The 26,361-nt window shown below is 69.0% G+C and carries 23 protein-coding genes, 1 pseudogene and 1 riboswitch; of the genes and pseudogenes, 18 read left to right on the forward strand and 6 right to left on the reverse strand.

Going from position 1 to position 26,361, the window contains the following annotated elements:
* The 6 genes from KF871_RS01320 to KF871_RS01345 all read right to left on the reverse strand — a co-directional run bounded on the left by KF871_RS01320 (position 1) and on the right by KF871_RS01345 (position 6,901).
* Positions 1 to 1,008 carry an aromatic ring-hydroxylating dioxygenase subunit alpha gene (locus KF871_RS01320; RefSeq protein ID WP_291137157.1) on the reverse strand — a complete coding sequence of 336 codons (1,008 nt, stop codon included), beginning with the start codon at positions 1,006 to 1,008 and terminating at the stop codon, positions 1 to 3.
* Positions 1,009 to 1,182: 174 nt separating this feature from the next.
* Positions 1,183 to 2,340: a BMP family ABC transporter substrate-binding protein gene (locus KF871_RS01325; RefSeq protein WP_291137160.1), complete on the reverse strand. Its 1,158-nt coding sequence runs from the start codon at positions 2,338 to 2,340 to the stop codon at positions 1,183 to 1,185.
* Between the two features lie 66 nt (positions 2,341 to 2,406).
* Positions 2,407 to 3,327, reverse strand: a complete 921-nt coding sequence (locus tag KF871_RS01330) for an ABC transporter permease (protein ID WP_291137163.1) — start codon at positions 3,325 to 3,327, stop codon at positions 2,407 to 2,409.
* A 3-nt stretch (positions 3,328 to 3,330) separates the two neighbouring features.
* The gene (locus tag KF871_RS01335) at positions 3,331 to 4,389 is read right to left on the reverse strand and encodes an ABC transporter permease (RefSeq protein ID WP_291137166.1); all 1,059 of its coding nucleotides are present in this window, start codon (positions 4,387 to 4,389) and stop codon (positions 3,331 to 3,333) included.
* A complete protein-coding gene (locus tag KF871_RS01340; RefSeq protein ID WP_291137169.1) occupies positions 4,376 to 5,923 on the reverse strand; it encodes an ABC transporter ATP-binding protein in 1,548 nt (515 codons plus the stop codon). The genes KF871_RS01335 and KF871_RS01340 overlap by 14 nt, the downstream gene beginning before the upstream one ends.
* A 24-nt stretch (positions 5,924 to 5,947) precedes the next feature.
* Complete coding sequence (locus KF871_RS01345) at positions 5,948 to 6,901, reverse strand: LysR family transcriptional regulator (protein ID WP_291137172.1); 954 nt, start codon at positions 6,899 to 6,901, stop codon at positions 5,948 to 5,950.
* Between the two features lie 94 nt (positions 6,902 to 6,995).
* Here KF871_RS01345 and xdhA point away from each other — a divergent pair, with 94 nt between their 5' ends.
* The 18 genes and pseudogenes from xdhA to KF871_RS01435 all read left to right on the forward strand — a co-directional run bounded on the left by xdhA (position 6,996) and on the right by KF871_RS01435 (position 26,344).
* Entirely contained in the window at positions 6,996 to 8,483 is a 1,488-nt protein-coding gene (gene xdhA / locus KF871_RS01350) for a xanthine dehydrogenase small subunit (RefSeq protein WP_291137175.1), read from the forward strand.
* Positions 8,480 to 10,780: a xanthine dehydrogenase molybdopterin binding subunit gene (gene xdhB / locus KF871_RS01355; RefSeq protein ID WP_291137178.1), complete on the forward strand. Its 2,301-nt coding sequence runs from the start codon at positions 8,480 to 8,482 to the stop codon at positions 10,778 to 10,780. The genes xdhA and xdhB overlap by 4 nt, the downstream gene beginning before the upstream one ends.
* A 146-nt stretch (positions 10,781 to 10,926) precedes the next feature.
* Positions 10,927 to 11,490: a glycine zipper 2TM domain-containing protein gene (locus KF871_RS01360; protein ID WP_291137181.1), complete on the forward strand. Its 564-nt coding sequence runs from the start codon at positions 10,927 to 10,929 to the stop codon at positions 11,488 to 11,490.
* 147 nt (positions 11,491 to 11,637) lie between these two features.
* Positions 11,638 to 12,696, forward strand: coding sequence for a glycosyltransferase family 4 protein (locus tag KF871_RS01365; RefSeq protein WP_291137184.1), 1,059 nt, complete (start codon positions 11,638 to 11,640; stop codon positions 12,694 to 12,696).
* Positions 12,697 to 13,989: a 3-deoxy-D-manno-octulosonic acid transferase gene (locus tag KF871_RS01370; RefSeq protein ID WP_291137187.1), complete on the forward strand. Its 1,293-nt coding sequence runs from the start codon at positions 12,697 to 12,699 to the stop codon at positions 13,987 to 13,989.
* Between the two features lie 66 nt (positions 13,990 to 14,055).
* Positions 14,056 to 15,453, forward strand: a complete 1,398-nt coding sequence (locus KF871_RS01375; RefSeq protein ID WP_291137191.1) for an ethanolamine ammonia-lyase subunit EutB — start codon at positions 14,056 to 14,058, stop codon at positions 15,451 to 15,453.
* On the forward strand, positions 15,450 to 16,238 hold the full coding sequence (gene eutC, locus KF871_RS01380) for an ethanolamine ammonia-lyase subunit EutC (RefSeq protein WP_291137194.1): 789 nt from the start codon (positions 15,450 to 15,452) through the stop codon (positions 16,236 to 16,238). Before KF871_RS01375 ends, eutC begins: the two co-directional genes overlap by 4 nt.
* 120 nt (positions 16,239 to 16,358) lie before the next feature.
* Positions 16,359 to 17,453 (forward strand): TRAP transporter substrate-binding protein, encoded by a 1,095-nt coding sequence (locus KF871_RS01385; protein WP_291137198.1) that lies wholly within the window; start codon positions 16,359 to 16,361, stop codon positions 17,451 to 17,453.
* Positions 17,453 to 18,013, forward strand: a complete 561-nt coding sequence (locus tag KF871_RS01390) for a TRAP transporter small permease subunit (RefSeq protein ID WP_291137201.1) — start codon at positions 17,453 to 17,455, stop codon at positions 18,011 to 18,013. The genes KF871_RS01385 and KF871_RS01390 overlap by 1 nt, the downstream gene beginning before the upstream one ends.
* A complete protein-coding gene (locus KF871_RS01395) occupies positions 18,010 to 19,347 on the forward strand; it encodes a TRAP transporter large permease subunit (RefSeq protein WP_291137205.1) in 1,338 nt (445 codons plus the stop codon). Before KF871_RS01390 ends, KF871_RS01395 begins: the two co-directional genes overlap by 4 nt.
* Positions 19,348 to 19,368: 21 nt before the next feature.
* A riboswitch (TPP riboswitch) is annotated at positions 19,369 to 19,479 on the forward strand.
* Between the two features lie 114 nt (positions 19,480 to 19,593).
* Positions 19,594 to 21,495 (forward strand): phosphomethylpyrimidine synthase ThiC, encoded by a 1,902-nt coding sequence (gene thiC / locus KF871_RS01400; RefSeq protein ID WP_291137208.1) that lies wholly within the window; start codon positions 19,594 to 19,596, stop codon positions 21,493 to 21,495.
* 3 nt (positions 21,496 to 21,498) lie between these two features.
* Positions 21,499 to 22,584 carry an FAD-dependent oxidoreductase gene (locus KF871_RS01405; protein ID WP_291137211.1) on the forward strand — a complete coding sequence of 362 codons (1,086 nt, stop codon included), beginning with the start codon at positions 21,499 to 21,501 and terminating at the stop codon, positions 22,582 to 22,584.
* On the forward strand, positions 22,577 to 22,786 hold the full coding sequence (gene thiS / locus KF871_RS01410) for a sulfur carrier protein ThiS (protein ID WP_291137214.1): 210 nt from the start codon (positions 22,577 to 22,579) through the stop codon (positions 22,784 to 22,786). Before KF871_RS01405 ends, thiS begins: the two co-directional genes overlap by 8 nt.
* 3 nt (positions 22,787 to 22,789) lie before the next feature.
* On the forward strand, positions 22,790 to 23,599 hold the full coding sequence (locus KF871_RS01415) for a thiazole synthase (RefSeq protein ID WP_291137217.1): 810 nt from the start codon (positions 22,790 to 22,792) through the stop codon (positions 23,597 to 23,599).
* Between the two features lie 5 nt (positions 23,600 to 23,604).
* The gene (locus KF871_RS01420) at positions 23,605 to 24,645 is read left to right on the forward strand and encodes a thiamine phosphate synthase (RefSeq protein ID WP_291137220.1); all 1,041 of its coding nucleotides are present in this window, start codon (positions 23,605 to 23,607) and stop codon (positions 24,643 to 24,645) included.
* Positions 24,646 to 24,706: 61 nt separating this feature from the next.
* Positions 24,707 to 24,934, forward strand: a pseudogene (locus KF871_RS01425) (DUF1653 domain-containing protein); the annotation flags it as partial.
* 81 nt (positions 24,935 to 25,015) lie between these two features.
* Positions 25,016 to 25,180 (forward strand): oxidoreductase-like domain-containing protein, encoded by a 165-nt coding sequence (locus KF871_RS01430; protein WP_367171991.1) that lies wholly within the window; start codon positions 25,016 to 25,018, stop codon positions 25,178 to 25,180.
* 180 nt (positions 25,181 to 25,360) lie between these two features.
* Entirely contained in the window at positions 25,361 to 26,344 is a 984-nt protein-coding gene (locus tag KF871_RS01435) for a 3-oxoacyl-ACP synthase III family protein (protein WP_291137223.1), read from the forward strand.
* Positions 26,345 to 26,361: the final 17 nt, after the last annotated feature.

Consider the following 26,361-nt stretch of genomic DNA (forward strand, 5'->3'; position numbering starts at 1 on the left):
TCAGCAAGTGCCCAGGGTGATGCCCAGGCGGTGCAGGTAGCGACGGTAGGCGCTGCTCACGCGATCGGCCGGGCCGTGCACTTCGCGGACCGGCCCCATGCGCCCGATCGGCAGGACCTTGGGCTGCTGCGATTCAACCACCGGGCGGTCCTGGGCGAACACCGTGTCCTGAAACTCGACCACCGACGCCGAGCTGGCCGGGTCATTGTGGGTCGCCATCACGAACCAGGCGGTGCAGGCTTCATCGCCATCAGGCCGGATGAACAACGCGATGGCGTTGCGCACCGGGTCGCCCTCGCTTGCGTCCTTGCGCAGTACGGCGGCGTAGGGGTGCGGCACGGTGTAGCCGTAGTCGATCCAGGCGCCGCCGTCGGCGTTGGCGTAGGCGCGGGGTTGCCAGGCACGCGCAGCGCTCACGCGCACGCCCAGCGGCCCTTCGCTCACCTCGCCGGTCTGCACCTGCGCGTGGCCGCGCTCGCCCAGCCAGCCTTCGTGCACGAAGCCGAAGTGGCTGAGGTCCAGAAAGTTCTCCACCAGCCTCGGTGCGCTGGTGGCCACGCTGTAGGGGCCACAGATCACGCGCCGCCAGGCGGGGTCATCGGCTTCGGCAAACGCCGGTGGCGCATCCAGCGGCACCCCGGGTGGCAGGCCGGCCCAGGGCTGCAGCCGAACCCAGATCAGGCCATGCAGTTCGATCGCTTCCACCACCGTCGCCGCGTGGCCCGACGGTGGGTGAAAGTCGGGCGAGGCCGGCACATGCTGGCAGCGCCCACCGCCTTCGAACTGCCAGCCGTGGTACGGGCATTCCAGGCGCAAACCGTGCGTGGTGGTGAGCACCCGCCCAAGCGACAGGCGCGCACCGCGGTGCGGACAGCGGTCCACCCAGGCGTGCACGCTGGCATGGTCGCGCCACAACACCAGCGGCTCGCCCATCAGGTGAATGGCCATCGGCGCGTCACGCAGGGCATGCGCATCGGCCACGGGGTGCCAGAGTTGTCGTTCGATCATGTGTGTGAAAAACAAAAGCCGCCCAAGGGCGGCTTGTTTGTACGCCAAACGCTGGAGGCGTAGCGAGCGGGTGTCAGGCTAGGCGGACGGAGCGCAGGAACCGGAACGTACTTCCTGTACGTGAGGATTCCGAGCACCGCCCAACGACGCATGACGCCCGCGCAGTAGCCGATCTCACTGCGGCACTTTGCCTTCGACGCCCTTGACATAAAACTTGATGCCACCCAGGAAGGCGTCGTCGGCCTTGGCGTCCTTGGCCAGCACTTCCTTGCCGGCCTGGTCGACGATGGGGCCGGTCCAGGGGTGGAAGCTGCCGTCCTTGAGGCCGGCTTTGATGGTGTCGATCTTGGCCTTGACTTCGGCGGGCACGTCTTCGGCGATCGAGACGATGTCGATCGATCCTTCCTTCACACCCCACCACGAGCCGCTGTTGCCCGTCCAGGTGCCGTCCAGCATGTCTTTGGTGGCCTTGATGTAGTACGGACCCCAGTTGATGATGGACGACGCCAGGTGGGCCTTGGGGCCGTAGGCGGTCAAATCCGAATCCCAGCCGAAGGCGCGCTTGCCCATCTTCTCGGCGGTCTGCAGCACGGCCGACGAATCGGTGTTCTGGAACAGGATGTCGGCGCCGCCGTTGATCAGCGAGGTGGCGGCCTCGGTTTCTTTTGGCGGATCGAACCAGCCGTTGACCCACACCACCTTGGTCTTGACCTTGGGGTTCATGGACTGCGCACCCAGCGTGAAGCTGTTGATGTTGCGGATCACCTCGGGGATTGGGATCGAGGCCACCACGCCCAGCGTGTTGCTCTTGGTCATGGCACCGGCAATCACACCCGCCATGTACGCGCCTTCGTAGGTGCGACTGTCGTAGGTGCGCATGTTCTCGGCCTGCTTGTAGCCGGTGGCGTGCTCGAACTTCACGTCCTTGAAGTCGGCGGCGACCTTGAGCATGGGCTCCATGTAGCCGAAGGTGGTGCCGAAGATCAGCTTGTTGCCGTTGGACGCCATGTCGCGGATCACGCGCTCGGCGTCGGCGCTCTCGGGCACGCTCTCCACGAAGCTGGTGACGACCTTGTCACCGAACTCCTTTTCGATCGCCTTGCGACCGTTGTCGTGCGCGAAGGTCCAGCCGCCGTCGCCCACCGGGCCGACGTAGGCAAAGGCGATCTTCAGCGGCTCGGCCTTGGGCGCCTCGGCGGCGGCCGGTGCCGGTGCGGGCGCTGCGGCGGGCGCGGCGGCCTCTTCCTTCTTGCCGCAGCCAATCAGCGCGGCGGCGGCCAGCGCGCTCAGCGCGGCGGCCTTCATCAGGGAACGTTTGTTCAGGTCGGTCATGGGAATCCTCGGGTCTTGAGGTGGTGGAGAAAGCGGTACAGGTAGGGGGTATCTGGACGGACCAAATTATGAACCCGGGTAGAACGGTTTCCCGATCGACGAGGGCATGTTCACGCGGATCCAGGTCGGGTTGCGCGAGATCAGCACCAGCACCACCACCGTGGCCACGTAGGGCAGCATGGTGAGGAACTGGCTGGGCACCTGCACGCCGATGGCCTGCAGGTGGAACTGCAGCATGGTGACGCCGCCGAACAGGTAAGCACCCAGCAGCACGCGGGCCGGGCGCCAGGTGGCAAAGGTGGTGAGGGCCAGCGCGATCCAGCCCTTGCCGGCGATCATGCCCTCCACCCACAGCGGGGTGTAGACGGTAGACACGTAGGCGCCCGCCAGGCCGCACAGGGCGCCACCGGCCATCACCGCGACGAGGCGGATGCGGCGCACCGGGTAGCCCAGCGCGTGCGCCGACTCGGGGCTTTCGCCCACGCTGCGCAATACCAGGCCGGCGCGCGTGCGGTAGAGGAACCAGATCAGCCCCAGCGCCAGCGCCACGCACACATAGACCATGGGGTGGTGCCGGAACAGCGCCGGCCCCAGCAGCGGTATGTCGGCCAGGCCCGGGATGGCCCAGCGCACCTGCTCGGGCAGGGTTTCCTGCACGTAGCCGGTACCGGCAAAGGCCGAGAAACCGGCGCCGAACAGGCTCAAGGCCAGGCCGGTGGCGTACTGGTTGGTGTTGAGCCAGATCACCAGCACGCCAAAGATGGCCGCCAGCAACGCGCCGGCGCCCATGCCGGCGGCAAAGCCCAGCCAGGTGCTGCCGGTGTGCACCACGGTGGCAAAGCCGGCCAGCGCGGCGCACAGCATCATGCCCTCGGCGCCCAGGTTGACGATGCCGGCCTTCTCGTTGATGAGCAGGCCCAGCGAGGCGATGGCCAGCACGGTGCCCGCGTTGAGCGTGGCGGCCAGGAGCAATGCGTAGGATTCCATGGCTCAGCCTTTCTTCCAGCGCACGCGGTACGCAATCAAGGTGTCGCAGGCCAGCAGCGCGAACAGCAGCAGCCCCTGGAATACCCCGGTGATCGATTTGGGCAGGCCCAGGCGCGACTGCGCCAGCTCGCCACCGATGTAGAACATGCTCATCAGCAGCGCTGAGAACACGATGCCCACCGGGTGCAGCCGGCCCACGAAGGCCACGATGATGGCGGCGAAGCCATAGCCGGCCGGCACATACGGCGTGAGCTGACCAATCGGGCCCGCCACCTCGAAAGCCCCGGCCAGACCGGCCGCGCCACCCGAGGTCAGCAACGCCACCCACAGCGCCTTGCGCGAGGAGAAGCCCGCATAGCGCGCCGCCATCGGCGCCAGGCCGCCCACGATCTGCGCATAGCCCGAGACGGTGCGGAACAGGAACAACCACACCCCACCCACACCCAGCAGCGCAAACAGCAGACCGATGTTCACGCGCGAGCCGTCCATCAGGCGCGGCATCTGCGCCACGCGCTCGAAGGTCTTGGTCTGCGGGAAGTTGTAGCCACCCGGGTCTTTCCAGGGGCCGTAAACGAGGTAGTTGAGCACCTGCACCGCCACGTACACCAGCATCAGGCTGACCAGGATCTCGTTGGCGTTGAAGCGGTCGCGCAGCAAGGCGGTGATGCCCGCCCAGAGCATGCCGCCCAGCATGCCGGCCAGGATGACCGCCGGCACGATCCACACACCCGTGGTCTTGTCGGCCAGCAGCGCCACGCCACCCGCAAAGATGGCGCCGATGATGTACTGCCCCTCGGCGCCGATGTTCCACACGTTGGAGCGAAAGCACACCGCCAGACCGAGCGCGATGATCAGCAACGGCGTGGCCTTGACCAGCAGCTCCGACACCGCATAGCCATTCTTGATCGGCTCCCAGAAGAACACCTGCAGGCCGCGCACCGGGTCTTTGCCCAGGGCCTCGAACAGCAGCACGCCGACGATGATGGTGATGAGCAGCGCCAGCAGCGGCGAGGCGTAGCCCCACCAGCGCGAGGGCTGGGGGCGGACTTCAAGCCGCAGCATGCGCGGTCTCCTTGTTCTGGTGATCTGTCGTCCACAGGCCCGACATCCATTCGCCGATGCGCTCCACGGTGGCATCGGCCCGGTCCATGCTGGGTGACAGGCGCCCCTTGGCGATCACGTGCAGCCGGTCGCTGATCTCGAACAACTCCTCGAGCTCTTCGCTCACCACCAGCACGGCGCAGCCGGCGTCGCGCAGCGCCAGGATCTCGCCCCGGATCTGCGCTGCCGCGCCCACGTCCACGCCCCAGGTGGGCTGGCTCACGATCAGCAGCGTCGGCTTGGCCTCGATCTCGCGGCCGACGATGAACTTCTGCAGGTTGCCACCCGAGAGCGAACGCGCCGCCGCGTCGGGCCCGTTGGCCTTGACCTGGTAGCGCGCAATGATGTCCCTGGCCTGCGCCTTGAGGGCGCCCACACGCACCCAGCCACCCACCCCCACCGCGTCGCGGCGCGAGAGCAACAGGTTCTGCGCCAATGACATCGTGGGCACGGCGCCACGCCCCAGCCGCTCCTCGGGCACGAAGTGCAGGCCCAGGCCGCGGCGCTTGCCCGGGCTCAGCCGTGCCACGTCCCTGGCGCCCATCGCGATGCTGCCGGCCGGTGCGCGCATGTCCTCGCCCGACAGGCAGCGCAGCAACTCGCCCTGCCCGTTGCCCGACACGCCCGCGATGCCCACCACCTCGCCCGCGCGCACGGTGAGCGCGATGTCGGCCAGCGCGGTGCCGAAGGGATCGTCGCTGTCCAGCGTGAGGCCCTTGACCTGCAACACCGGCTCGCCGGCGTGCAGCGGGCGGTGCTCCAGTTCGGGCGGTTCGGCGCCGATCATCAGGCGAGAGAGCGAGGCGTTGGTCTCTTCGCGCGGGTCGCACACACCGGTGACCTGGCCGCCACGCAGCACGGTGCAAGCCGTGCACAGGGCGCGGATCTCGTGCAGCTTGTGGCTGATGTAGAGGATGCTGCAGCCCTCGCTGGCCAGCTGCTGCAGCGTGACGAAGAGCCGCTCCACCGCCTGAGGCGTGAGCACCGACGTCGGTTCATCGAGGATCAGCAATTGCGGGTTGGTGAGCAGGGCCCGGATGATCTCCACCCGTTGCATCTCGCCCACCGACAGGGTGTGCACCGGGCGCGCGGGGTCGATCGGCAAACCGTATTCGTCGCCCTTGGCGCGGATGCTCGCGGCCACCTCGGGCAGCGACAGGGATTTGTCCAGACCGAGCCACACGTTCTCGGCCACAGTGAGCGTGTCGAACAGGCTGAAGTGCTGGAACACCATGCTGATGCCCAGCGCGCGCGCGGCCTGCGGGTTGCGCACATGCACCGGCTGGCCGTTGAACAACACGGCACCCTCGTCGGGCTTGACCGCGCCGTAGATGATCTTCATCAGCGTGGATTTGCCAGCGCCGTTCTCGCCCAGCACGGCGTGGATCTCGCCAGGCTGCACGGTCAGCGACACGTCGCGGTTGGCCACCACGCCGGGGTAGCGTTTGGTGATGCCGGTGAGTTGCAGGCGGTGGGCGGTGTGGGGTGTGCTCATCGGCAGGGTCGGCATCGGGCGACGTCAGGCGGCGGCGCGTTGGGTTTCGGGCGCGCGCAGCGAGGCGGCGACGGACTTGATCTGCTCGCGCAGCCAGCGCGCCGCGTTGGCGCTGTGGGTGCGCTCGTGCCAGAGCTGGTAATACATCATGCGGGGGAACTTCACCGGCGGCGTCAGGATGGTCACGGGCAGGCCGCCCACGTAGCGTTCGCAGTACTGGCGCCCGGTGGTGAGCACAAGCAAGCTGCCTGCCACCATGGCCGGAATCAGGCCGAAATGCGGGCAGCGCGCGCTGATGCGCCGCGTCAGGCCCTGGCCCGCCAACAGCTCGTCGATGATGCCGCGCGCGCCGGGGTGCGTGGGCGTGGGCGCGATGTGCTCGGCCGCCAGCCAGGCTTCCTGATCCCAGCCGCGGCGCACCGCCGGGTGGTGGTTGGCGACCAGGCTCACCACCTCGTCACCGAACAGGCGGCCCAGGTGCAGGTCTTCCGGTGGCCGCATCCAGTTGCCGATCACCACGTCCACCGTGCCCTGCGCCAGCCGCGTCCGGTAGTCGGCGTCGCGAGACAGCGGGTGGATGTCGATGGCGCATTGCGGCGCCGCCGCCTTGATCTGGGTGACCAGCTGCGGCAGGAAGAACGGGTCGAGGTAATCACTGGCCGCCAGGCTGAAGGTGTGGGTGGCCGTGGCTGGGTCGAAGGCGCGCGCGTCCGAGAACAGCACCTCGGCACTGCGCAGGATGTCGGCCGCGGGCTCGATCATGCGCAGCCCCGCCTCGGTGGGCACCATGCCCGAGCCCGAGCGCACCAGCAGCGGGTCGCCCGCCAGCTCGCGCAGCTTCTTGAGCGCCGCACTGACCGCCGGCTGGTACATGCCGAGCTTGATCGCCGAGCGCGACACGCTGCGTTCGGTGAGCACGGTGTGCAACACACGAATCAGGTGCAGGTCGATGCGATCGAACATGGGGCCGTATTTCATGCCGGTCTCGTACCAAGTGGAATCGCCGCAAAGGCATTGGCGACATATGCAAACCCATATGATGCCCTGAACCCCTGCCGGTATGCTGGTGCGCATGAGTCACGACCTGCCCAGTCAGCCCCTGAGCTTCTGGCGCCGCGGCGCGCCGGTCACCCTGCCCGCCGTGCCCGCGGACCGCACCCTGCTGCAGGTGCTGCGCGACGACCTGCACTGCACCGGCACCAAGGAAGGCTGTGGCGAAGGCGACTGCGGTGCCTGCACCGTGGTGCTCGGCGAGGCCGTGGACGGCCAGCTCGAACTCAAGGCGGTCAACGCCTGCATCAAGATGGCCCATTCGGTGCACGGCCAGGCGGTGTTCACCGTCGAGGACCTGGTCGCCCCCGATGGCGCTCTGCACCCGGTGCAGGAGGCCATGCACCAGTGCCACGGCAGCCAGTGCGGCTTCTGCACGCCGGGCTTCGTGATGAGTCTGTACGCCCTCTACGAGAACAGTGGCGCCGGCCAGGGCGTCACCCGCGAGGCCGCCCAGGCCGCGCTGTCGGGCAACTTGTGCCGGTGCACCGGCTACCGCCCGATCCTGGACGCCGCCGAGCGCATGGGCCAGCTGCCCTGCCCCAGCGCTACCCGGCTTGACCCGGCCGCAGTGCTGCGCGGCCTGCGCACCCTGGGCCCGGCCGCCGACACCGTGTACCAACGCCCGACCTCGCTGCAGGCCCTGTTGCAGGCGCGCGCCGCGCACCCCAAGGCCCAGGTGATCGCCGGCACCACCGACGTGGGGCTGTGGGTCACCAAGCTGTTCAGGCAGTACCCGCAGATCCTGGACGTGACCGGCGCCGCCGAGCTGCGCCACGTGGAGGACTACCCGCACCACATCGCCATCGGCGCGGCGGTCTCGCTGACCGACGCCTACGCCGCGCTGGTGGCCGAGCGCCCGCAGCTGGCCAGCTTTGCCCACCGCTTTGCCGGCCTGCCGGTGCGCAACGCGGGCACGCTGGGCGGCAACGTGGCCAACGGTTCACCGATCGGCGACAGCATGCCCTTGCTGATTGCGCTGGGGGCCAGCGTGGTGCTGATGCGCTGGGACAGCAAGCGACGCGCCATCGCCCACCGCGAGCTGCGACTGGAAGACCTGTACACCGGCTACCGGCAGAACGTGATGCGGCCCGACGAGCTGCTGTGCTGGATCAAGGTGCCGCGGCCGACCGCCGACGAATTCATGCGCGCCGACAAGATCAGCAAGCGCTTCGAGGACGACATCTCGGCCGTGTGCCTGGCGGTGAACCTGCGCCTGCGCGACGGTGTGGTGGCCGATGCCTCCATCGGCGTGGGCGGTGTGGCCGCGACGCCGGTGCGCGCGCGCCAGACCGAGGCCGCCCTGCGCGGCCAGCCCTGGAACGCCGACACCGTGATGACCGCCGCCGCCGTGCTGCGCGCCGAGTTCAACCCCATCAGCGACATGCGCGCCAGCGCCGACTACCGCCGCGCGGTGCTGGGCAACCTGTTGCGCCGGCTCTGGCTCGACCACCAGGGCGTCAAGGGCCTGCGGCTCGAAGCGGCGGACCACCTGGAGGTGCCCGCATGAACGCCCCCGAACCCGCACTGATTCAATCGGCCACCGCCGCTGGCGTCTCGCGCCCACACGAAAGCGCGCGCGCCCAGGTGGCGGGCTTGGCCACCTACATCGACGACATCCCCGAGGTGCGTGGCACCTTGCACGCCGCGCCGGTCTGCTCGCCCGTGGCACATGGCCGCCTGCTCGGCATCGACACCAGCGCCGCGCTGGCATTGCCGGGCGTGCGCGGCTTCATCGGCGCCGATCAGGTGCCGGGCGACAAGACGCTCGCCGCCTTCTCGCACGACGAGCCGGTGTTTGCGCAGGACACGGTGCAGTTCATCGGCCAGGTCATCGGCCTGATCGTGGCCGATGACGTGATGACTGCGCGGCGCGCGGCGCGCCTGGTCAAACCGCGCATCGAGGCGCTGCCACCGGTGCTCAGCGTGCACGAGGCGCACGAACAGCAGAGCTATGTGCTGCCGCCGGTGCACGTGGCGCGCGGTGACGCGCTGGCCGCGCTCAAGCGCGCAGCGCACGTGATCGAAGGCGAGTTCGAGGTCGGCGGGCAGGAGCACTTCTACCTGGAAGGCCAGGTGGCCTACGTGCTGCCGCTGGAGCAGAACCAGTGGTGGGTCTACAGCAGCACCCAGCACCCGGGCGAGGTGCAGCACTGGGTCTCGCACGCGCTGGGCATTCACAACCACTCAGTCACCGTGGAATGCCGCCGCATGGGCGGTGGCTTCGGCGGCAAGGAAACCCAGGCCGGGCACCTGGCGGTGTGGGCCGCCGTGGCGGCCAACCACCTGGGCCGCCCGGTCAAGCTGCGGCTCGACCGCGACGACGACTTCATGGTCACTGGCAAGCGCCACCCGTTTGCCTACCGCTACCGCGTCGGCTTCGGTGCCGACGGCCGCCTGAGCGGCCTGCAACTGCAGATGCTGGTCAACTGCGGCTTCAGCGCCGACCTGTCGGGCCCGGTGGCCGACCGCGCCATCTTCCATTGCGACAACGCCTACTTCCTGGAAGACGTGGCGGTCGATTCCTTCCGCTGCAAGACCAACACCCAGAGCCACACCGCGTTTCGCGGCTTCGGCGGTCCGCAGGGGGTGATCGCGATCGAGCGCATCCTGGGCGACATTGCGCGCCACCTGAACATCGACCCGCTGCAGGTGCGCCTGCGCAACCTGTACGGCATCGGCGAGCGCGACGTGACGCACTACGACATGGCGGTCGAGGACAACATCCTCGAGCCCTTGCTCACCACGCTGGCCACCAGCAGCCGCTATGCCGAGCGGCGCGCCGCCATCGACGCCTTCAACGCCACAAGCCCGGTCATCAAGAAGGGCATTGCCCTCACCCCGGTGAAGTTCGGCATCAGCTTCACCGCCACGCTGTTCAACCAGGCCGGCGCGCTGGTGCACGTGTACACCGACGGCAGCGTGATGGTGAACCACGGCGGCACCGAGATGGGCCAGGGCCTGAACACCAAGGTGGCGCAGATCGTGGCCGACGAACTGGGCGTGCCCTTCGAGCGCGTGCTCGCCACCGCGGCCGACACCAGCAAGGTGCCCAACGCCAGCGCCACCGCGGCCAGCAGCGGCACCGACCTCAACGGCCGAGCGGCCCAGTTCGCCGCGCGCCACGTGCGCGACAACCTGGCCGCCTTTGTGGCCGGGCTGGATGCATGCGGCGCGGGCGCGGTGCGCTTCGAAGGCGGGCAGGTGATCACGCCCAGGTCCACCCGCCGCTTCGACGAGGTGGTGGGCGCGGCCTACGCCAACCGCATCCAGCTCTGGAGCGACGGCTTCTACCGCACGCCCAAGATCCACTACGACAAGGTGAGCATGAAGGGCCGGCCCTTCTATTACTTTGCCTACGGCGCGGCGTGCAGCGAGGTCGCCATCGACACGCTCACCGGCGAGAGCCGGGTGCTGGCGGTGGACATCCTCCACGACGTGGGTCACAGCATCAACCCGGCCATCGACATCGGCCAGATCGAGGGCGGCTTCATCCAGGGCATGGGCTGGCTCACCACCGAAGAGCTGGTGTGGAATGACAAGGGCTACCTGCAGACCCACGCCCCCAGCACCTACAAGATCCCCACCGCCGGCGACCTGCCGCCGCGCTGGAAGGTCGACCTCTGGCCCGAGGCCAACCGTGAGGACAACGTGCACGGCAGCAAGGCCGTGGGCGAGCCACCCTTCATGCTGGCCATCAGCGTGTACGAAGCGCTGCGCGACGCGGTGGCGCGGGCCGAAGGCGATCCGCTGGCGATGGACGCGCCGGCCACCGCCGAGACGGTGCTCAAGGCGCTGGGCGGCTGATCACCGCTGCGTTACGCAACCGCATCGCCATCGCGCTGCCCGGTAAAGCCCGTCGGCAAACTGTTTCAGCCGCGCCGGGTTCGACACGACCGGTTACATGCGCCCCAGCGAGAGCGCCCAGACTGGCGGCTCGAAAGGAGTGCCTCATGGACAAGTCGATGATCAAAGGCATCGCCCTCGGGGGCGTGGCAATGGTGGTGCTGGGCGCGGGCGCGGTTGGCGGCTATCAGACCCTGGCCAAACCGCAGAGCGCCAACGTGGTGAGCGTCAAGGAAGTGATGACCACCGTCAGCACGCCGCGCGAGGTGTGCGAGAACGTGGCGGTGCAACACCAGGCGCCCGTGAAAGACGAGCACCGCGTGGCCGGTACCGTGGTGGGTGGTCTGGCCGGTGGCCTGCTCGGCAGCACCATCGGCAAGGGCAGCGGCAAGACCGTGGCCACGGTGGCCGGCGCGGTGGCCGGTGGCTACGCGGGCAACCAGGTGCAGAAGAAGATGCAGCAAAGCGACACGGTCACCAGCACCGAGCGCCGCTGCCGCACCGTGCAGGACAAATCTCAGAAGCTGCTCGGCTACGACGTGACCTACACGCTCGACGGCCAGAGCGGCAAGGTGCGCACCAGCTACAAACCTGGCGCCACGCTGCCGGTGAAGAACGGCCAGATCGACACCACGCCGCCGTCGGACGCACCGGCCAAGGCGCAATCCTGACGACGGTGAACTGAGGGACGGCCGCCGCCGCGGCGCCGGGGTGGTGCCTACAATCGCGCCACCCCCGCATCGCCCCTGCACACCCCGGTCGCAGGGGCCAGCCACGCAGGCGCGCGCCGCCGGTGGCGCATCGAACCACAGGTCGCCATGCCCCTCAGCGACGATCCCGACGTCATCGTTTTCAACCTCAAGAAGCGCTACACCGGCGTGTCGGCCACGGTCAACGCCTTGGTGCCGGTGCAACTCACGCAGTGGTCGCTCAACTACTGCGGCACGCCACTGCCACACGGCGTTCCCGGCCTCAGCCTGCGCGAGGCCAGGGCCATGTCGCGCCGCCCACCCAAGGGCCGTGCGTTTCGCATCTGGCATGTGCGGCGCGACCACGAAATGATGGCCGGGCTGTGGGCGCGCGACGTGCTGCGCCTGCCCATCAAGCTGGTCTTCACCTCGGCGGCGCAACACCGCCACGGCGCCTTTCCGCGCTGGCTGATCTCGCGCATGGACGCGGTGATCGCCACCACGCCGCTGGCAGCGAGCTTCGTGCCCAACACCACCGCGGTCGTGCCACACGGTATCGACCTGCGGCGCTTTTCACCCCCACCCGACAAGCGCACTGCGTGGGCGGACAGTGGCCTGCCCGGGCAATACGGCATCGGCGTGTTCGGGCGTGTTCGGCCCGACAAGGGCAGCGACGTGTTCGTCGACGCCATGATCGAGGCCCTGCCCAAACTGCCCGGCTTCACCGCGGTGATCGCGGGCCTGGCGCAGCCGCAGCACCAGGCCTTCGAGCGCGAACTGCGTGAGCGGGTGGCCCGCGCGGGCCTGAGCGATCGCATCGTCTTCCTGGGTGAGGTACCGGCCGACCAGGTGCACCGCTGGTATCAGCGCTGCCTGCTGTGCGTGGCCTGCCCGCGCTACGAACCCTTCGGCCTCACGCCCTTCGAGGCCGCGGCCACCGGCTGCGCCCTGGTGTGCTCGCGCACCGGCGCCTTTGCACAACTGGTGACGCCCGGCGTGCACGGCGAGCTGGTGGACACCGGTGATGCGCCCGGTCTGGCGGCCGCGGTGCGCGCCGTGCTGGCCGACCCCGAACGCACACTCGCCATGGGCGAGGCCGCGCGCCAGCGCGTGACCACCGAGTTCTCGATCGAGCGCGAGGCCGAGGGCATCGGCCGCGTCTACCAGCAACTGTTCGACCGCGGCTGAATGGCCCAGACACTGCGCCAGCGCCTCGCCCTCGGCCTCTACGCGCTGATCACAGCCGCTGCCCGGCCACTGCTGGTGCGCAAGCTACGCCGCCGCGGCCGCCAGGAGCCGCTGTACCTGCACGCCATCGACGAACGCTTCGGCCTCTACAGCGATGCCACCGACGCGCCGTCGTCAAGCTGGTTCTGGGTGCACGCCGTGTCACTGGGCGAAACTCGCGCCGCTGCGGCCCTGATCGCGCGCCTGCGCGCAATGCAACCTGATCTGCGCCTGCTGCTCACGCACGGCACCGCCACCGGCCGCGAGGCCGGCGCCGCGCTGCTGCGCCCGGGCGACCGCCAGGTGTGGCTGCCGTGGGACGCGCGCGGCCCGGTGCGGCGTTTTCTGCGGCACTTCCGCCCGGTGGTGGGCGTGCTCATGGAGACCGAGGTCTGGCCGGTGCTGGTCGACGAGTGCGCGCGCGCCGGCGTGCCCTTGCGGCTGGTCAACGCGCGCTTGAGCGACAAGAGCCTGCGCCAGGCGCAGCGCCTGATGGCCCTGTCGGCGCCGGCGTATGGCGGGCTGGCGGCGGTCTACGCGCAGACCGGGGACGACGCGCAGCGCCTGCGCGCGCTCGGGGCGCCGGTGCAAGGCGTGTTCGGCAATCTCAAGTTCGACATCACGCCCGACGCGGCCCTGATCGCGCGCGGCCAGGCATGGAAACAGGCGCTGGGCGGGCGGCGTGTGGTGTTGCTGGCCAGTTCACGCGAAGGCGAAGAACAGGCGTGGCTGCAAGCCTGGCGCGGTGGCACCCGATCCGAACTCGCACTGCTGGTGCCGCGCCATCCCCAGCGCTTCGATGAGGTCGCCGCCCTGCTGCAGGCCAGCGGGCTGCGTGTGGCACGCCGATCCGCCTGGGGCGATAACCAACCCACGCCAGACGACCTGCAGGCGGACGTCTGGCTGGGCGATTCGCTGGGCGAAATGCCCGCGTACTACGCGCTCGCCGACATCGGTCTGCTCGGAGGCAGCTTCGAACCCCTGGGTGGGCAAAACCTCATCGAAGCCGCGGCCTGCGGCTGCCCCATGGTGGTGGGCCCGCACACATTCAACTTCGCCGAGGCCACCGAGCGTGCACTGGCGCTGGGTGCCGCTCGCCAGGCCGGGGACATGGCCAGTGGCCTGGCCATGGCGTTGGGCTGGCTGCACGACGAGGTGGCCATGGCCAGCGCCCGCAAGGCCGCTGCCGCCCTGCCGCAACAAGGGGCCGGCGCGCTCGAACGCACCGCCAGAGGCTTGCTCGGCATCGCCTGACGGCGCCCGGGCGCTGGCCCATCGCAGCCTTCACTGGCATGCTTGCTGCTTCCCGGTGTCACCGACATGAGCAGCTACCAACACACCATCGGCGGCCAGGTCTGGCGCTTCGCCGACCTGCGCGACCTCATGGCCAAGGCCACGCCGCTGCGCTCGGGCGATGCGCTGGCCGGGCTGGCCGCCACCTCGTCGGTGCAGCGCATGGCGGCGCGCCTGGCGCTGGCCGACCTGCCGCTGCGCACCTTCCTCAATGAAGCGCTGATCCCCTACGAGAGCGACGAGGTCACGCGCCTCATCGTCGACTCGCACGACGCAGCGGCCTTTGCGCCAATTGCGCACCTCACCGTGGGCGCGCTGCGCGACTGGCTGCTCGACGAGCACACCACCCCCGAGGTGCTGGCCGGCGTGCGCAACGGCCTCACGCCCGAGATGGTGGCCGCGGTGAGCAAGCTCATGCGCAACCAGGACCTGATCGCAGTGGCGCGCAAGTGCCGCGTGGTCACGGCGTTTCGCGACACCATCGGCCTGCCCGGTCGACTGGCCGTGCGCCTGCAACCCAACCACCCGACCGACGATGCGCGCGGCATTGCGGCCAGCATGATCGACGGCCTGCTCTATGGCTGCGGCGACGCGGTCATCGGCATCAACCCGGCCAGCGACAACATCGGCGTGCTCACCCAACTGGTGCACCGCTTGGGCGAGGTGGTCGAACGGCTGGCGATCCCCACCCAGACCTGCGTGCTCACGCACGTGACCAACACGCTGCAGATGATCGAGCAAGGCGCGCCGGTGGACCTGGTGTTCCAGTCCATCGCCGGCACCGAGGCGGCCAACGCCGGCTTCGGCGTCAACCTGGCGATACTCAAAGAAGCGCGCGAAGCCGCGCTGTCGCTCAAGCGCGGCACGGTGGGCGACAACGTCATGTACTTCGAGACCGGCCAGGGCAGCGCGCTGTCGGCCAATGCGCACCACGGCGTGGACCAGCAGACCTGCGAGGTGCGCGCCTACGCGGTGGCCCGCGCCTTCGGCCCGCTGCTCACCAACACCGTGGTCGGCTTCATCGGCCCCGAGTACCTCTACGACGGCAAGCAGATCGTGCGCGCCGGACTGGAGGACCACTTCTGCGGCAAGCTGCTGGGCGCACCATTGGGCGTGGACGTCTGCTACACCAACCACGCCGAGGCCGACCAGGACGACATGGACAACCTGCTCACGCTGCTGGGTGCGGCGGGCGTCAACTTCGTGATGGGCGTGCCGGGGGCGGACGACATCATGCTCAACTACCAGAGCACCTCGTTTCACGACGCGCTCTACCTGCGCCAGACGCTGGGCCTGCGGCACGCGCCCGAGTTCGAGGCCTGGCTGCAACAGATGCACATCCTCGACGACAGCGGGCGCCTGCTGCCCGGCGGGGCGCAACAGGCCGCACTGGCGCGCCTGCAGCAGCTGGGGCTGCCGGCATGAGCGACAACGGTTCGACAGGCCCCGACCCCTGGCACCACCTGCGCGCGCACACCGCGGCCCGCATCGCACTCGGCCGTGCGGGCGCCGGGCTGCCCACCCAGGAACTGCTGCGCTTCGGCGTGGCCCATGCGCAGGCGCGCGATGCGGTGCACATGGCGTTGGATGTGCCCGCGCTCGCCACCAAGCTGCAGGCATTGGGCCTGCCCACGCTGAGCGTTCGCAGCGCCGCCGCCGACCGCGCCACCTACCTGCTGCGACCCGACCTGGGGCGCCGCCTGCACCCCGACGATGCGTCTCGCCTGCGTGCGGCCGCACCGGCCGACGGCTGCGACCTGCTGCTGGTCATCGGCGACGGACTCTCGTCGCAAGCCATCGAACACCAGGCCGTGCCGCTGGTGCAGGCCATCGTGGCGCAGGCGCCCGCCAGCTGGTCCCTGGGCCCGGTGGTGATCGCCACCCAGGCGCGCGTGGCCCTGGGCGACGAGGTGGGTGCGGCGTTCAAGGCGCGGCTGGTGGCCATGCTGATCGGCGAGCGCCCGGGGCTGTCGTCGCCCGACAGTCTGGGCATCTACCTCACCTGGGCACCGCAGCCGGGGCGCAGCGACGCGCAGCGCAACTGCATCTCCAACGTGCGCCCCGAAGGCCTGCCGCCGGCAGCGGCCGCCGCCCGGCTGTGGTGGCTGTGCCGCGAGGCGCGGCTCTTGCAGCTCACGGGCGTGCAGCTCAAGGACCGCAGCGACGACGCCTTGCCGGCGCCACCTGCAGACACCGCGTTGCCACGCTGATCGCTGGTGCCACTTGCGCACCGCGTGGCCGGTCCACGCCACCAAAGTGAGCGCGCAGAGCGCGCTGGGCACGCTCTCTGCTTTGACAGGGTTCCTCAACCGATTCAGTGGAGCCCACCCATGACCCAGCCCCTGCCCGAGTCTGTCGAACCCACGCAAGGCACCGAAGCGGTGCCTTCGCGGCGCCTGGCGCTCAAGAGCGCCGCCGTCGGCGCCGCGGCACTGAGCGCTGCGCCCTTCGTGCACGCACAGAAGAAGACCGGTATCAAATGGCGCATGCAGACCTACGCGGGCGCCGCGCTGGGCGCGCACGTCATCAAGCCCGCCATCGACGCCTTCAACAAGGCCGCCAACGGCGAGATGACCATCGAGCTGTTCTACGCCGACCAGCTGGTGCCCACCGGCGAGCTGGTGCGCGCCATGCAGAAGGGCACGCTCGACGCCGTGCAGAGCGACGACGACTCCATGGCATCGCCCGCCGACGTGCGCGCCTTCGGCGGCTACTTCCCCTTCGCCACCCGCTACAGCCTGGACGTGCCGGTGCTGTTCAACCAGTTCGGCCTCGACAAGATCTGGCAGGAGTCGTACTCGAAGGTCGAGAACGTGACCTGGCTCAGCGCCGGCGCCTGGGACCCGTGCCATTTCGCCACCCGCACCCCCATCAACAAGCTGGCCGACCTCAAGGGCAAGAAGGTCTACACCTTCCCCACCGCGGGCCAGTTCCTCTCGCGCTTCGGTGTGGTGCCGGTGGACATCCCCTACGAAGACGCGGCCATGGCGCTCAAGACCGGCGAGATCGACGGCGTGGCCTGGAGCGGCATCACCGAGGACTACACCGTGGGCTGGGCCGACGGCACCAAGTACTTCCTCACCAACAACATCTCGGGCGCCTGGATCGGCCACTTCTTTGCCAACACGCAGTCGTGGGAGAAGGTGCCGGCCCACCTGCAGACCCTGTTCAAACTGGCCATGGACAGCTCGCACTACTACCGTCAGCACTGGTACTGGGGCGGTGAGGCCGAGCTGCGCGTGAACGGTCCGAAGCTCAAACTCACCACCATTCCCGACGCCGAGTGGGCCACGGTCGAAGCCGAGGCGGTGAAGTTCTGGGACGAGATGGCCAAGAAGAGCCCGACCGCCGCCAAGGTGGTGGCCGTCTTCCGCAAGTACAACGCGATGATGGCCAAGGCCGGCAAGCCCTACCGCTACGGTTGATGTCGCACCGGCCAGGTCCGCTCTGGCGCGCCGTGCGCGGTTTCGTGCACGGCGTCGACGCCATCAATGCCTTCGTCGGCCGCATTGCCATGTGGCTGTTCGTGCTGATGCTGGCGGTGCTGATCTGGGGCATCGTCACCCAGGCCGTGCATGTGCGCGCCTACTGGGTCATCGAGATGGCCCAGTTCACCATGGCGGCCTACTACCTGCTGGGCGCGGGCTGGACCATGCAGCGCGGCGCGCACGTGCGCATGGATGTCTTCTACGCCCGCTGGCCCACGCGCACACGCAGTACGGTCGACAGCCTCACCTCGGTCTTCGTCATCGTCTACCTGGTGATGCTCATCGTGGGCGGCTGGGAAAGCTCGGCCTACGCGCTGGAAACCGGTCAACGCAGCCGCACCCTGTGGCGACCCTACATGGCCCCCATCAAGATCATCATGACCACCGGCATGGCGCTCATGCTGCTGCAATGCCTGTCCGAGCTGTGCAAGGACATCGCCCGCGCGCTGGGCAAGCCGTTCGATGAACGAGCGACCGGTGAGGGTGCCGCGCCATGAGTGTGAGTCTGTCGCCCGAGCTCATCATCCTGATGATGTTCTCGTGCCTGATGCTGCTGATGGCCACCGGCCAACGCGTCTTCGGCGTCATGGGGTTCGTGGGCGTGGTAGCGGCCATGTGGTTGTGGGGCGGCGACGGCGGAGCCACCGACATGGGCTTCAACGCGGCGATCAAGCTCTACAGCTGGTACCCGATGCTCACGCTGCCCATGTTCATCTTCATGGGCTACATGCTGGCCGAGTCGGGCATCGCCGACGACCTGTACCACATGCTGCACGTGTGGATGGGCTCGCTGCGCGGTGGTCTGGGCGTCGGCACGCTGTTGCTGATGGTGTTGATCTCGTGCATGAACGGCCTGTCGGTCGCCGGCATGGCCATCGGCTGCAGCGTGGCCCTGCCCGAGCTGGCCAAGCGCCACTACGACAAGCAGATGATCAGCGGCGTCATCCAGGCGGGCAGCTCGCTGGGCATCCTCATGCCGCCCAGCGTGGTGATGGTGCTCTACGCCATGATCGCGCGCCAACCCATCGACGCGCTCTGGCTCGCCGGCATCGTGCCCGGCCTGCTGCTGGCCGGCATGTTCCTGGTCTACATCGTGGTGCGCTGCTGGCTGCAGCCCGAGCTCGGCCCGGCCATTCCGGCGGAGCAGAACAAGCACACCCTCGGCGAGCGGCTCAGAGTGCTCAGCGCCGGCGTGCTGCCGGTGCTGCTGATGGTGGGCGTGGTGGGCAGCTTCTTCCTGGGCTACGCCAGCCTGGTCGAGAGTTCGGCCATCGGCGCGCTGGCCTCGATCTTCATCGCCCTGTTCCGGCGCCGGCTCACGCGCACCGTGTTCGTCAATGCGCTGCGCCAGACGCTCAACGCCAGCGCCATGTTCATGTGGATCATGATGGCCGCGCTGGCCTTTGCCGCGGTGTTCGACGGCCTGGGCGCGGTCAAGGCGGTGGAGGCGATCTTCCTGGAGGACTGGGGCCTGTCGCCGTGGCAGGTATTGGGGCTGATGATCCTGTCCTTCCTGGTGATGGGCATCTTCCTGGACGACACGGCCATGCTCATCATCGTCGCGCCGCTGTACATCCCCATCATCGACGGCCTGGGCTTCTCGCCCATCTGGTTTGGCGTGCTGTATGTGCTCACCTGCCAGATCGCCTACCTCACGCCACCCTTTGGCTACAACCTGTTCCTCATGCGCGCCATGTCGCCGCCCGAGTTCACGATCAGGGACATCTACCTGTCCATCGTGCCCTTCGTGCTGCTGATGGCCCTGGGCATCGTGCTCATCATGGTGTTCCCGCAGATCGCGCTCTGGCTGCCTGAGCGGTTCGCCGGCTGAGCGCTGATGGCGCTACACTGCGCGCCTGCTCCGGGGTGCACAGACGCGAGTCTGGCGCTGAGATGGTCGAAAGACCGAACCCGTGAACTTGATCCGGCTAGTACCGGCGAAAGAAGAGCGCATGCCCTGAGGGCGTGCTGAGGTCCACCCCACCCGTGTCGGGTCGGTGCGTCCTTGGCCGTTCCCCGTGGCGGTCCTCCGGAGCAAACCACCGCTGTGTGTTTGCCCCGCCATCAGGAGACCGCCATGAACGCCCCCGACAAGTTCGCCCCGCTGCTCACGCTCACGCGCGAGCCCTTTCCCTCGTCCACCAAGGTTCGCGTGCCGGGCACGCAAGCCGGTGTGCAGGTGCCGATGCGCGAGATCGCGCTCACCAACGGCGAGCGGGTCACGGTGTACGACACCTCGGGCCCCTACACCGATCCGGCGGTGGCGATCGATGTTCGGCAAGGCCTGGCGCCGGTGCGCACCGGCTGGATCGACGCCCGCAACGACACCGAAACCTACGACGGCCGCCTGCGCCAGGCGCTCGATGACGGCGTGAAGCACGAAGCCCGCGAAGCGGAACGCATCGAGGCCCTGCGCGCCGAGGCCGCGGCCCTGCAGCGCCAGCCTCGCCGCGCCAAAGGCGGCATTGGCGGTGGCGCCAACGTCACGCAGATGCACTACGCACGCCGCGGCATCGTCACGCCCGAGATGGAATACATCGCCATCCGCGAGAACGGCCAGCGCGAATGGATGCGCGAGTACCTGGGCGACGCCGAGCGCGAGGCGCGCCTGCGCGGCAACCCCATGGGCGCCAGCATTCCGGAGGTCATCACACCCGAGTTCGTGCGCGACGAGGTTGCGCGCGGGCGCGCGGTGATCCCGGCCAACATCAACCACCCGGAGCTGGAGCCGATGATCATCGGCCGCAACTTCAAGGTGAAGATCAACGCCAACATCGGCAACTCGGCGGTCACCTCCAGCATCGAGGAAGAGGTGGAGAAACTGGTGTGGTCGATCCGCTGGGGTGGTGACACCGTGATGGACCTGTCCACCGGCCGCAACATCCACACCACACGCGACTGGATCGTGCGCAATTCACCGGTGCCCATCGGCACGGTGCCGATCTACCAGGCGCTGGAGAAGGTCGGTGGCGTGGCCGAAGACCTCACCTGGGCCATCTTTCGCGACACGCTGATCGAGCAGGCCGAACAGGGCGTGGACTACTTCACCATCCACGCCGGCCTGCGCCTGCCCTTCATCCACCTCACCACCAAGCGGCGCACCGGCATCGTCTCGCGCGGCGGCTCCATCCTGGCCAAGTGGTGCATCACCCACCACAAGGAGAACTTCCTCTACACGCACTTCGACGAGATCTGCGACATCATGAAGGCCTACGACGTGACCTTCTCGCTCGGCGATGGCCTGCGCCCCGGCAGTGGCGCAGACGCCAACGACGAAGCACAGTTCGCCGAGCTGCGCACTCTGGGCGAGCTCACGCAGGTGGCCTGGAAGCACGATGTGCAGACCATGATCGAAGGCCCGGGCCATGTGCCGATGCACCTGATCCAGCCCAACATGGTCGAGCAGCTCAAGCACTGCCACGAGGCACCGTTCTACACACTGGGCCCGCTCACCATCGACATTGCACCCGGCTACGACCACATCGCCAGCGCCATCGGCGCGGCCATGATCGGCTGGATGGGCACCGCCATGCTGTGCTACGTCACGCCCAAGGAACACCTGGGTCTGCCCGATCGCGACGACGTCAAGCAGGGCATCATCGCCTACCGCATCGCGGCCCACGCCGCCGATGTCGCCAAAGGCCATCCGGGTGCGCGCGCCCACGACGACGCCATGAGCAAGGCGCGCTTCGAGTTCCGCTGGCGCGATCAGTTCGCGCTCGGGCTCGACCCCGATACCGCCCAGGCCTACCACGACGAGACCCTGCCCAAGGACAGCAGCAAGGAGGCGCATTTCTGCTCCATGTGCGGGCCCAAGTTCTGCTCCATGAAGATCACGCAGGACGTGCGCGACTACGCGGCCCAACAGGGTCTGAGCGAGGACGACGCGCTGCAGCAAGGCATGGCCGCCAAGTCGGCCGAGTTCAAGGCCGTGGGGGGTGAGTTCTACGTGCCGATCGACAGCCTGAAGAAAGGTTGAGCCATGGCACGCATTGCCATCGCCGGCGCCGGCGTGCTGGGGCGGTTGCTGGCTTGGCGGCTGTCGCGCGACGGGCACGCGGTGTCGGTGTTCGACCCGGCACCCGGTCCGCAGCCACCCGCCATCGGACAGCTTGTCCCTGGCGCGCCACACGCCGCCGGCTTCACCGCCGCGGGCATGCTCAGCCCGCTGGCCGAGCTTGACAACGCCGATGCGTCGATCGCCCGCCTGGGCTGGCGATCACTGGCGCTGTGGCGCCGGCTGGCCGCCACGCTGAACCGCCACACCGCCACGCCGCTGCTGCGGCTCAACGACAGCCTGCTGCTGGCGCATGGCACTGATCGCGGGGCGGCCCAACGCGTGTTGTCGCGTCTGGACGCGCTGCCCGAAGCGCCCCGCGCCGAGGCACTCAACACCGCTCAGCTGAACGCGCTGGAGCCTGCCCTGGCGTCGGGCCTGCTGGGCTGGCGCCTGCCCGGCGAGGGCCAGGTATTGCCGCGCGAGCTGCTGCACACACTGGCCACGTTCGCGCCCGGCGTGAAGTGGCATTGGGGCCAGCATGTAGCGAGCGTGGCACCCGGGCAGCTGGTCGACGAGCGTGGCGGTACCCACCGCGTGGATCTGGCCATCGACGCCCGGGGCCTGGGCGCACGCAGCGAGCTGGCTCTGCGTGGCGTGCGCGGTGAGGTGGTGTGGTTGCACGCGCCGGGCGTGCCCCTGGCCCGACCGATCCGGCTGCTGCACCCAAGACACCGCGTCTACCTGGTACCGCGCCCGGGCGGGCGCATCGTCGTCGGCGCCAGCGAGATCGAAAGCGAAGACCGCTCACCGCCGAGCCTGCGCAGCGTGGTCGAGCTGCTGAGCGCCGCGCACAGCGTGCTGCCCGAGCTGGCCGAGGCGCGCATCGAGCACATGGAAAGCAACCTGCGCCCGGCGCGCATGGACAACGCGCCGGTCATTGCGTACGAGCCGGGTCTGCTGCGCGTCAACGGGCTGTTCCGCCACGGCTGGCTCATCGCGCCCGCGCTGGTCGACGACGCCATGGCGGCGGCGCAGCTGACCTCACCCATGGAGACCAGCCATGTCTGAACCGACGCTGTGGCTCAACCAGACAAGCGTTGCCTGCCCGCCCGGGCTCACGCTCAGCGATCTGCTGCACCGCGAAGGCCTGCCGTCGGAGCGGGTGGCGACCGCCGTCAACGCGCGCCATGTGCCGCGCGAGGCGCGCGAGACCACCTTGCTGAACCCGGGTGACACCGTGCTTACGTTCGAAGCCATTGTGGGAGGCTGATCCATGCAGACACCCGACACACCCCATCGCTGGCAGGTCTACGGCCGATGCCTCGACAGCCGCTTGATGCTGGGCACCGCCGGCTACCCCTCGCCCGCCGTGCTGCGCAGCGCCATCGACGCCAGCGGCGCCGGCGTCGTCACCGTGGGATTGCGACGCACCCTGGCGGCCGCGGGGGACAACGGCTTTCTGAGCGAGCTGCTGGCCGACCTGCGCGCGCGCGGCACGCAACTCCTACCCAACACCGCCGGCTGTCGCAGTGCGCGCGAAGCGATCGCGCTGGCCCACATGGCGCGTGAGCTCTATGGCACGCACTGGATCAAGCTGGAGGTGGTGGGCGACGAGCACACCTTGCAACCCGACCCCTGGGGCACGGTCGAGGCTGCCGCCGAACTCATGCGCGAGGGCTTTGCCGTGTTTCCCTACTGCACCGACGACCTCGTGACCTGCCAGCGTTTGCTCGACGTCGGCTGTGAGGTGCTGATGCCCTGGGGTGCGCCCATCGGCTCGGGACAGGGCCTGCTCAACCCCTGGGCCTTGCGCACGCTGCGCGCGCGCCTGCCCGAGGTGCCGCTGGTGGTGGACGCCGGCATCGGCGCGCCATCGCACGCGGCACAGGCGCTGGAGCTCGGCTTCGACGCCGTGCTGCTCAACTCGGCGGTGGCGCACGCGCGCGAGCCAATCGCCATGGCACGCGCCTTTGGCGACGCGGTGCGCGCCGGCCGCCTGGCCTGGACCGCTGGCGTGATGGCACCGCAGGACATGGCCGTGGCCAGCACGCCGGTAGCCGGGCGCCCCATGCTGATCGGGTGAGCACCATGGCCATCGACACCCTTCGCCTGGACGCCACCGAAGCCGCGCGCCGCCTGCACGTCGCCCCCGGGCACACACCCATCCCCATGCTGGCGCGCGTGCTGCGCGAACGGGGCGTGGGCGCGGTGGTGATCACCGGCGCCCAGCACGACTGGCTGGACACCCCACACGCCCGCGGCTGGCTCACGCGACCGCGCAGCGGACCAACCGATCACGCGCAACGCTTTCAGCAGGCGTTGCGGCAGGGCTGGGTCGCCGCCGACGCTGCCGTGCTGGCGCGACTGCCGGACCGCGCCGATGCCAGCGACCTGCCGGTGCTGTCTTGCGACGAAGTGCCGCTGGAATGGGTGCCGCCTCGCGAGGCCAATGAAGATCTGGGCGTCTATGCCATCGTCGACAGCGTGGCGCGCGTGCAGGCCTGCGCGCAGGCGGGCGCGAGGTTGATCCAGCTGCGCGTCAAACGCCCGACCGACGACCCCACCCTGCGCGACGACATCGCCGAGGCCATTCAAAGTACGCGGGCACAGGGCGCCACTTTGGTGGTCAACGACCACTGGCGCACCGCCCTCGCCCTGGGTGCGCCCGCCCTGCACCTGGGGCAGGAAGACTGGCTCGGGCTCGCCCGCGAGGATCGCGACCGCCTGGCGGTGGCCCAGCAACAAGGGCTGCGGCTGGGCATGAGCTCGCACAGCCTATGGGAGCTGTGCCGCGCCCGCGGCGCCCACGCCGACCTGATTGCCTGTGGTCCGGTGTGGCCCACGCTGACCAAGGCCATGCCCTGGCGAGCGCAAGGTCTCGACAACCTGGCCTGGTGGGTGAAGATGGCCGGACGCCCGGTGGTGGCGATCGGCGGCATCCTTGCGCCTGAGCAGCTCACACAGGCCGCCGCGACGGGAGCGGCAGCGGGTTGTGTCGTGCGCGGCCTGGGCAGCAACCCCGGCCAGACCCTGCCAGCCTGGCAACAGGCGTGGACAACGGGCCGCCTGCTGCCGCGACCTGGCGCCGGACCCGCGCCACACCCCACCCTGGGGTCGACACCCACCTGAGGGCAAGCGGGTTCCTACAATCCGGCGGCCGCGCCAGAGCGGCGCCTCCGTCCTTGCCCTCATGACCGACAACGACCTGCCCGCGTTCGTGCCGACCCCACCCGGGCTGTACCGCCACTACAAAGGCGGCTGGTACGAGGTGCTCGACACCGTGCGCTGCAGCGAGACCTTGCAGGCCATGGTGGTCTACCGCGCGCTGTACGGCGCGTTCGGCACCTGGGTGCGTCCGGCCGCGATGTTCAACGAGCGCGGAACCTTCGAAGGCCAGGACCAGCCGCGCTTTCAGCGCGTGAGCGTGGCCAACGTGACCCCGCGCGATCAGGCCAGCGCACAGGCCCTCATTGCCCATCTGCGCACACGGGCCCGTCAGGTGGGCGTCGACCTCGACAGCGCGTTGCGCGCACCGCCTCCTGAGCCCACCACCTGCTGCGGCCGCGGCTGCAACGGCTGCGTCTGGGAGGGCTACCACCATGCGGTGCGTTACTGGGCCGACGACGCATTGGCCGTCCTGGCGCCCCCATCCGCGCGTCCCTGAGCCATCGGGTGCGCGCAGGTGTGACATTTGGCCGGTGAAGGCACACGTCGCGTCCTTATACTGCTTCCGCATTAGAGGCCAGGGCCGACAACGGCCCATCGTGCCCGGACAAGCCTGGAGGGAACCGGTTTGAGTCAGTCAAGCATTGGCGGATTTCGCATCGCAGGTGTGAGCACCTGCATGCCGCCCACCACCGTGGACAACCTGGATCCCGCCTTGGGATTTGCACCCGAAGACGTGCGCAAGGTGGTCGCCATGGCGGGCGTGCGCGAACGCCGCGTGGTCTCGGACGGCCTGACCTCGGGGGATCTGTGCGAACGCGCTGCTTCGCGGCTCATGCAGGCACTGGGCTGGGCGCCCGACACCATCACCGCCCTGATCTTTGTCACCCAGACGCCGGACCATTTCCTGCCCTCCACCAGTTGCCTGCTGCAGCAACGCCTGGGCCTGAGCGATCAGTGCGCCGCCTTCGACGTGGGACTGGGCTGCTCCGGCTACCCCTACGGCCTGTACCTGGCCGCGACGATGCTGCGCGCCGGTGGGCACCAACGCATCCTGATGCTGCACGGCGAAACCCCCAGCCGCTTTGTCAGCCCGCAAGACCAGGCCACCGTGCTCTTGTTCGGCGACGCCGGCTCGGCCACCGCGCTGGAGCTCGATGACGATCCCGCGGCAGGTGGCCATTTCGTGCTGCACACCGATGGCAGCGGGGCCGACGGCCTGATTCTTCGAGGCGGCGCCTTTCGCGACCGCGAACCCGCCGACCCCCGTCACCGCTACCTTGAGATGGATGGCGCGGCCATCTTCAACTTCACCATCAAGCGCGTGCCGCCGCTCATTGCCGACACGCTGGCACTGGCCGGCAAGGCGGTCGCCGACGTCGACGCCTACGTGCTTCACCAATCGAACCGTTTCATCATGAAGCACCTCATGAAGAAATGCGGCCTGCCGGAAGACCGTGTGCCCATCTGCATCGAAGACAGCGGCAATTGTGGTGGCCCGTCGGTGGCGGTGGCCATGACGCAGCGCCTTGCAACCCCCGCCAAGGGCCAGCGCATGCACTGGATGCTGCTCGGCTACGGCGTCGGCCTGTCCTGGGGATCGGCCCTGGTGCAGATCGACGATCGCACGCTGCTGCTGCACGACAACGGCGACGGACTGTGACCTTCGATGGACCCCCA

It is taken from the genome of Hydrogenophaga sp. (assembly GCF_019635465.1).
Lineage (GTDB): Bacteria > Pseudomonadota > Gammaproteobacteria > Burkholderiales > Burkholderiaceae_C > Hydrogenophaga.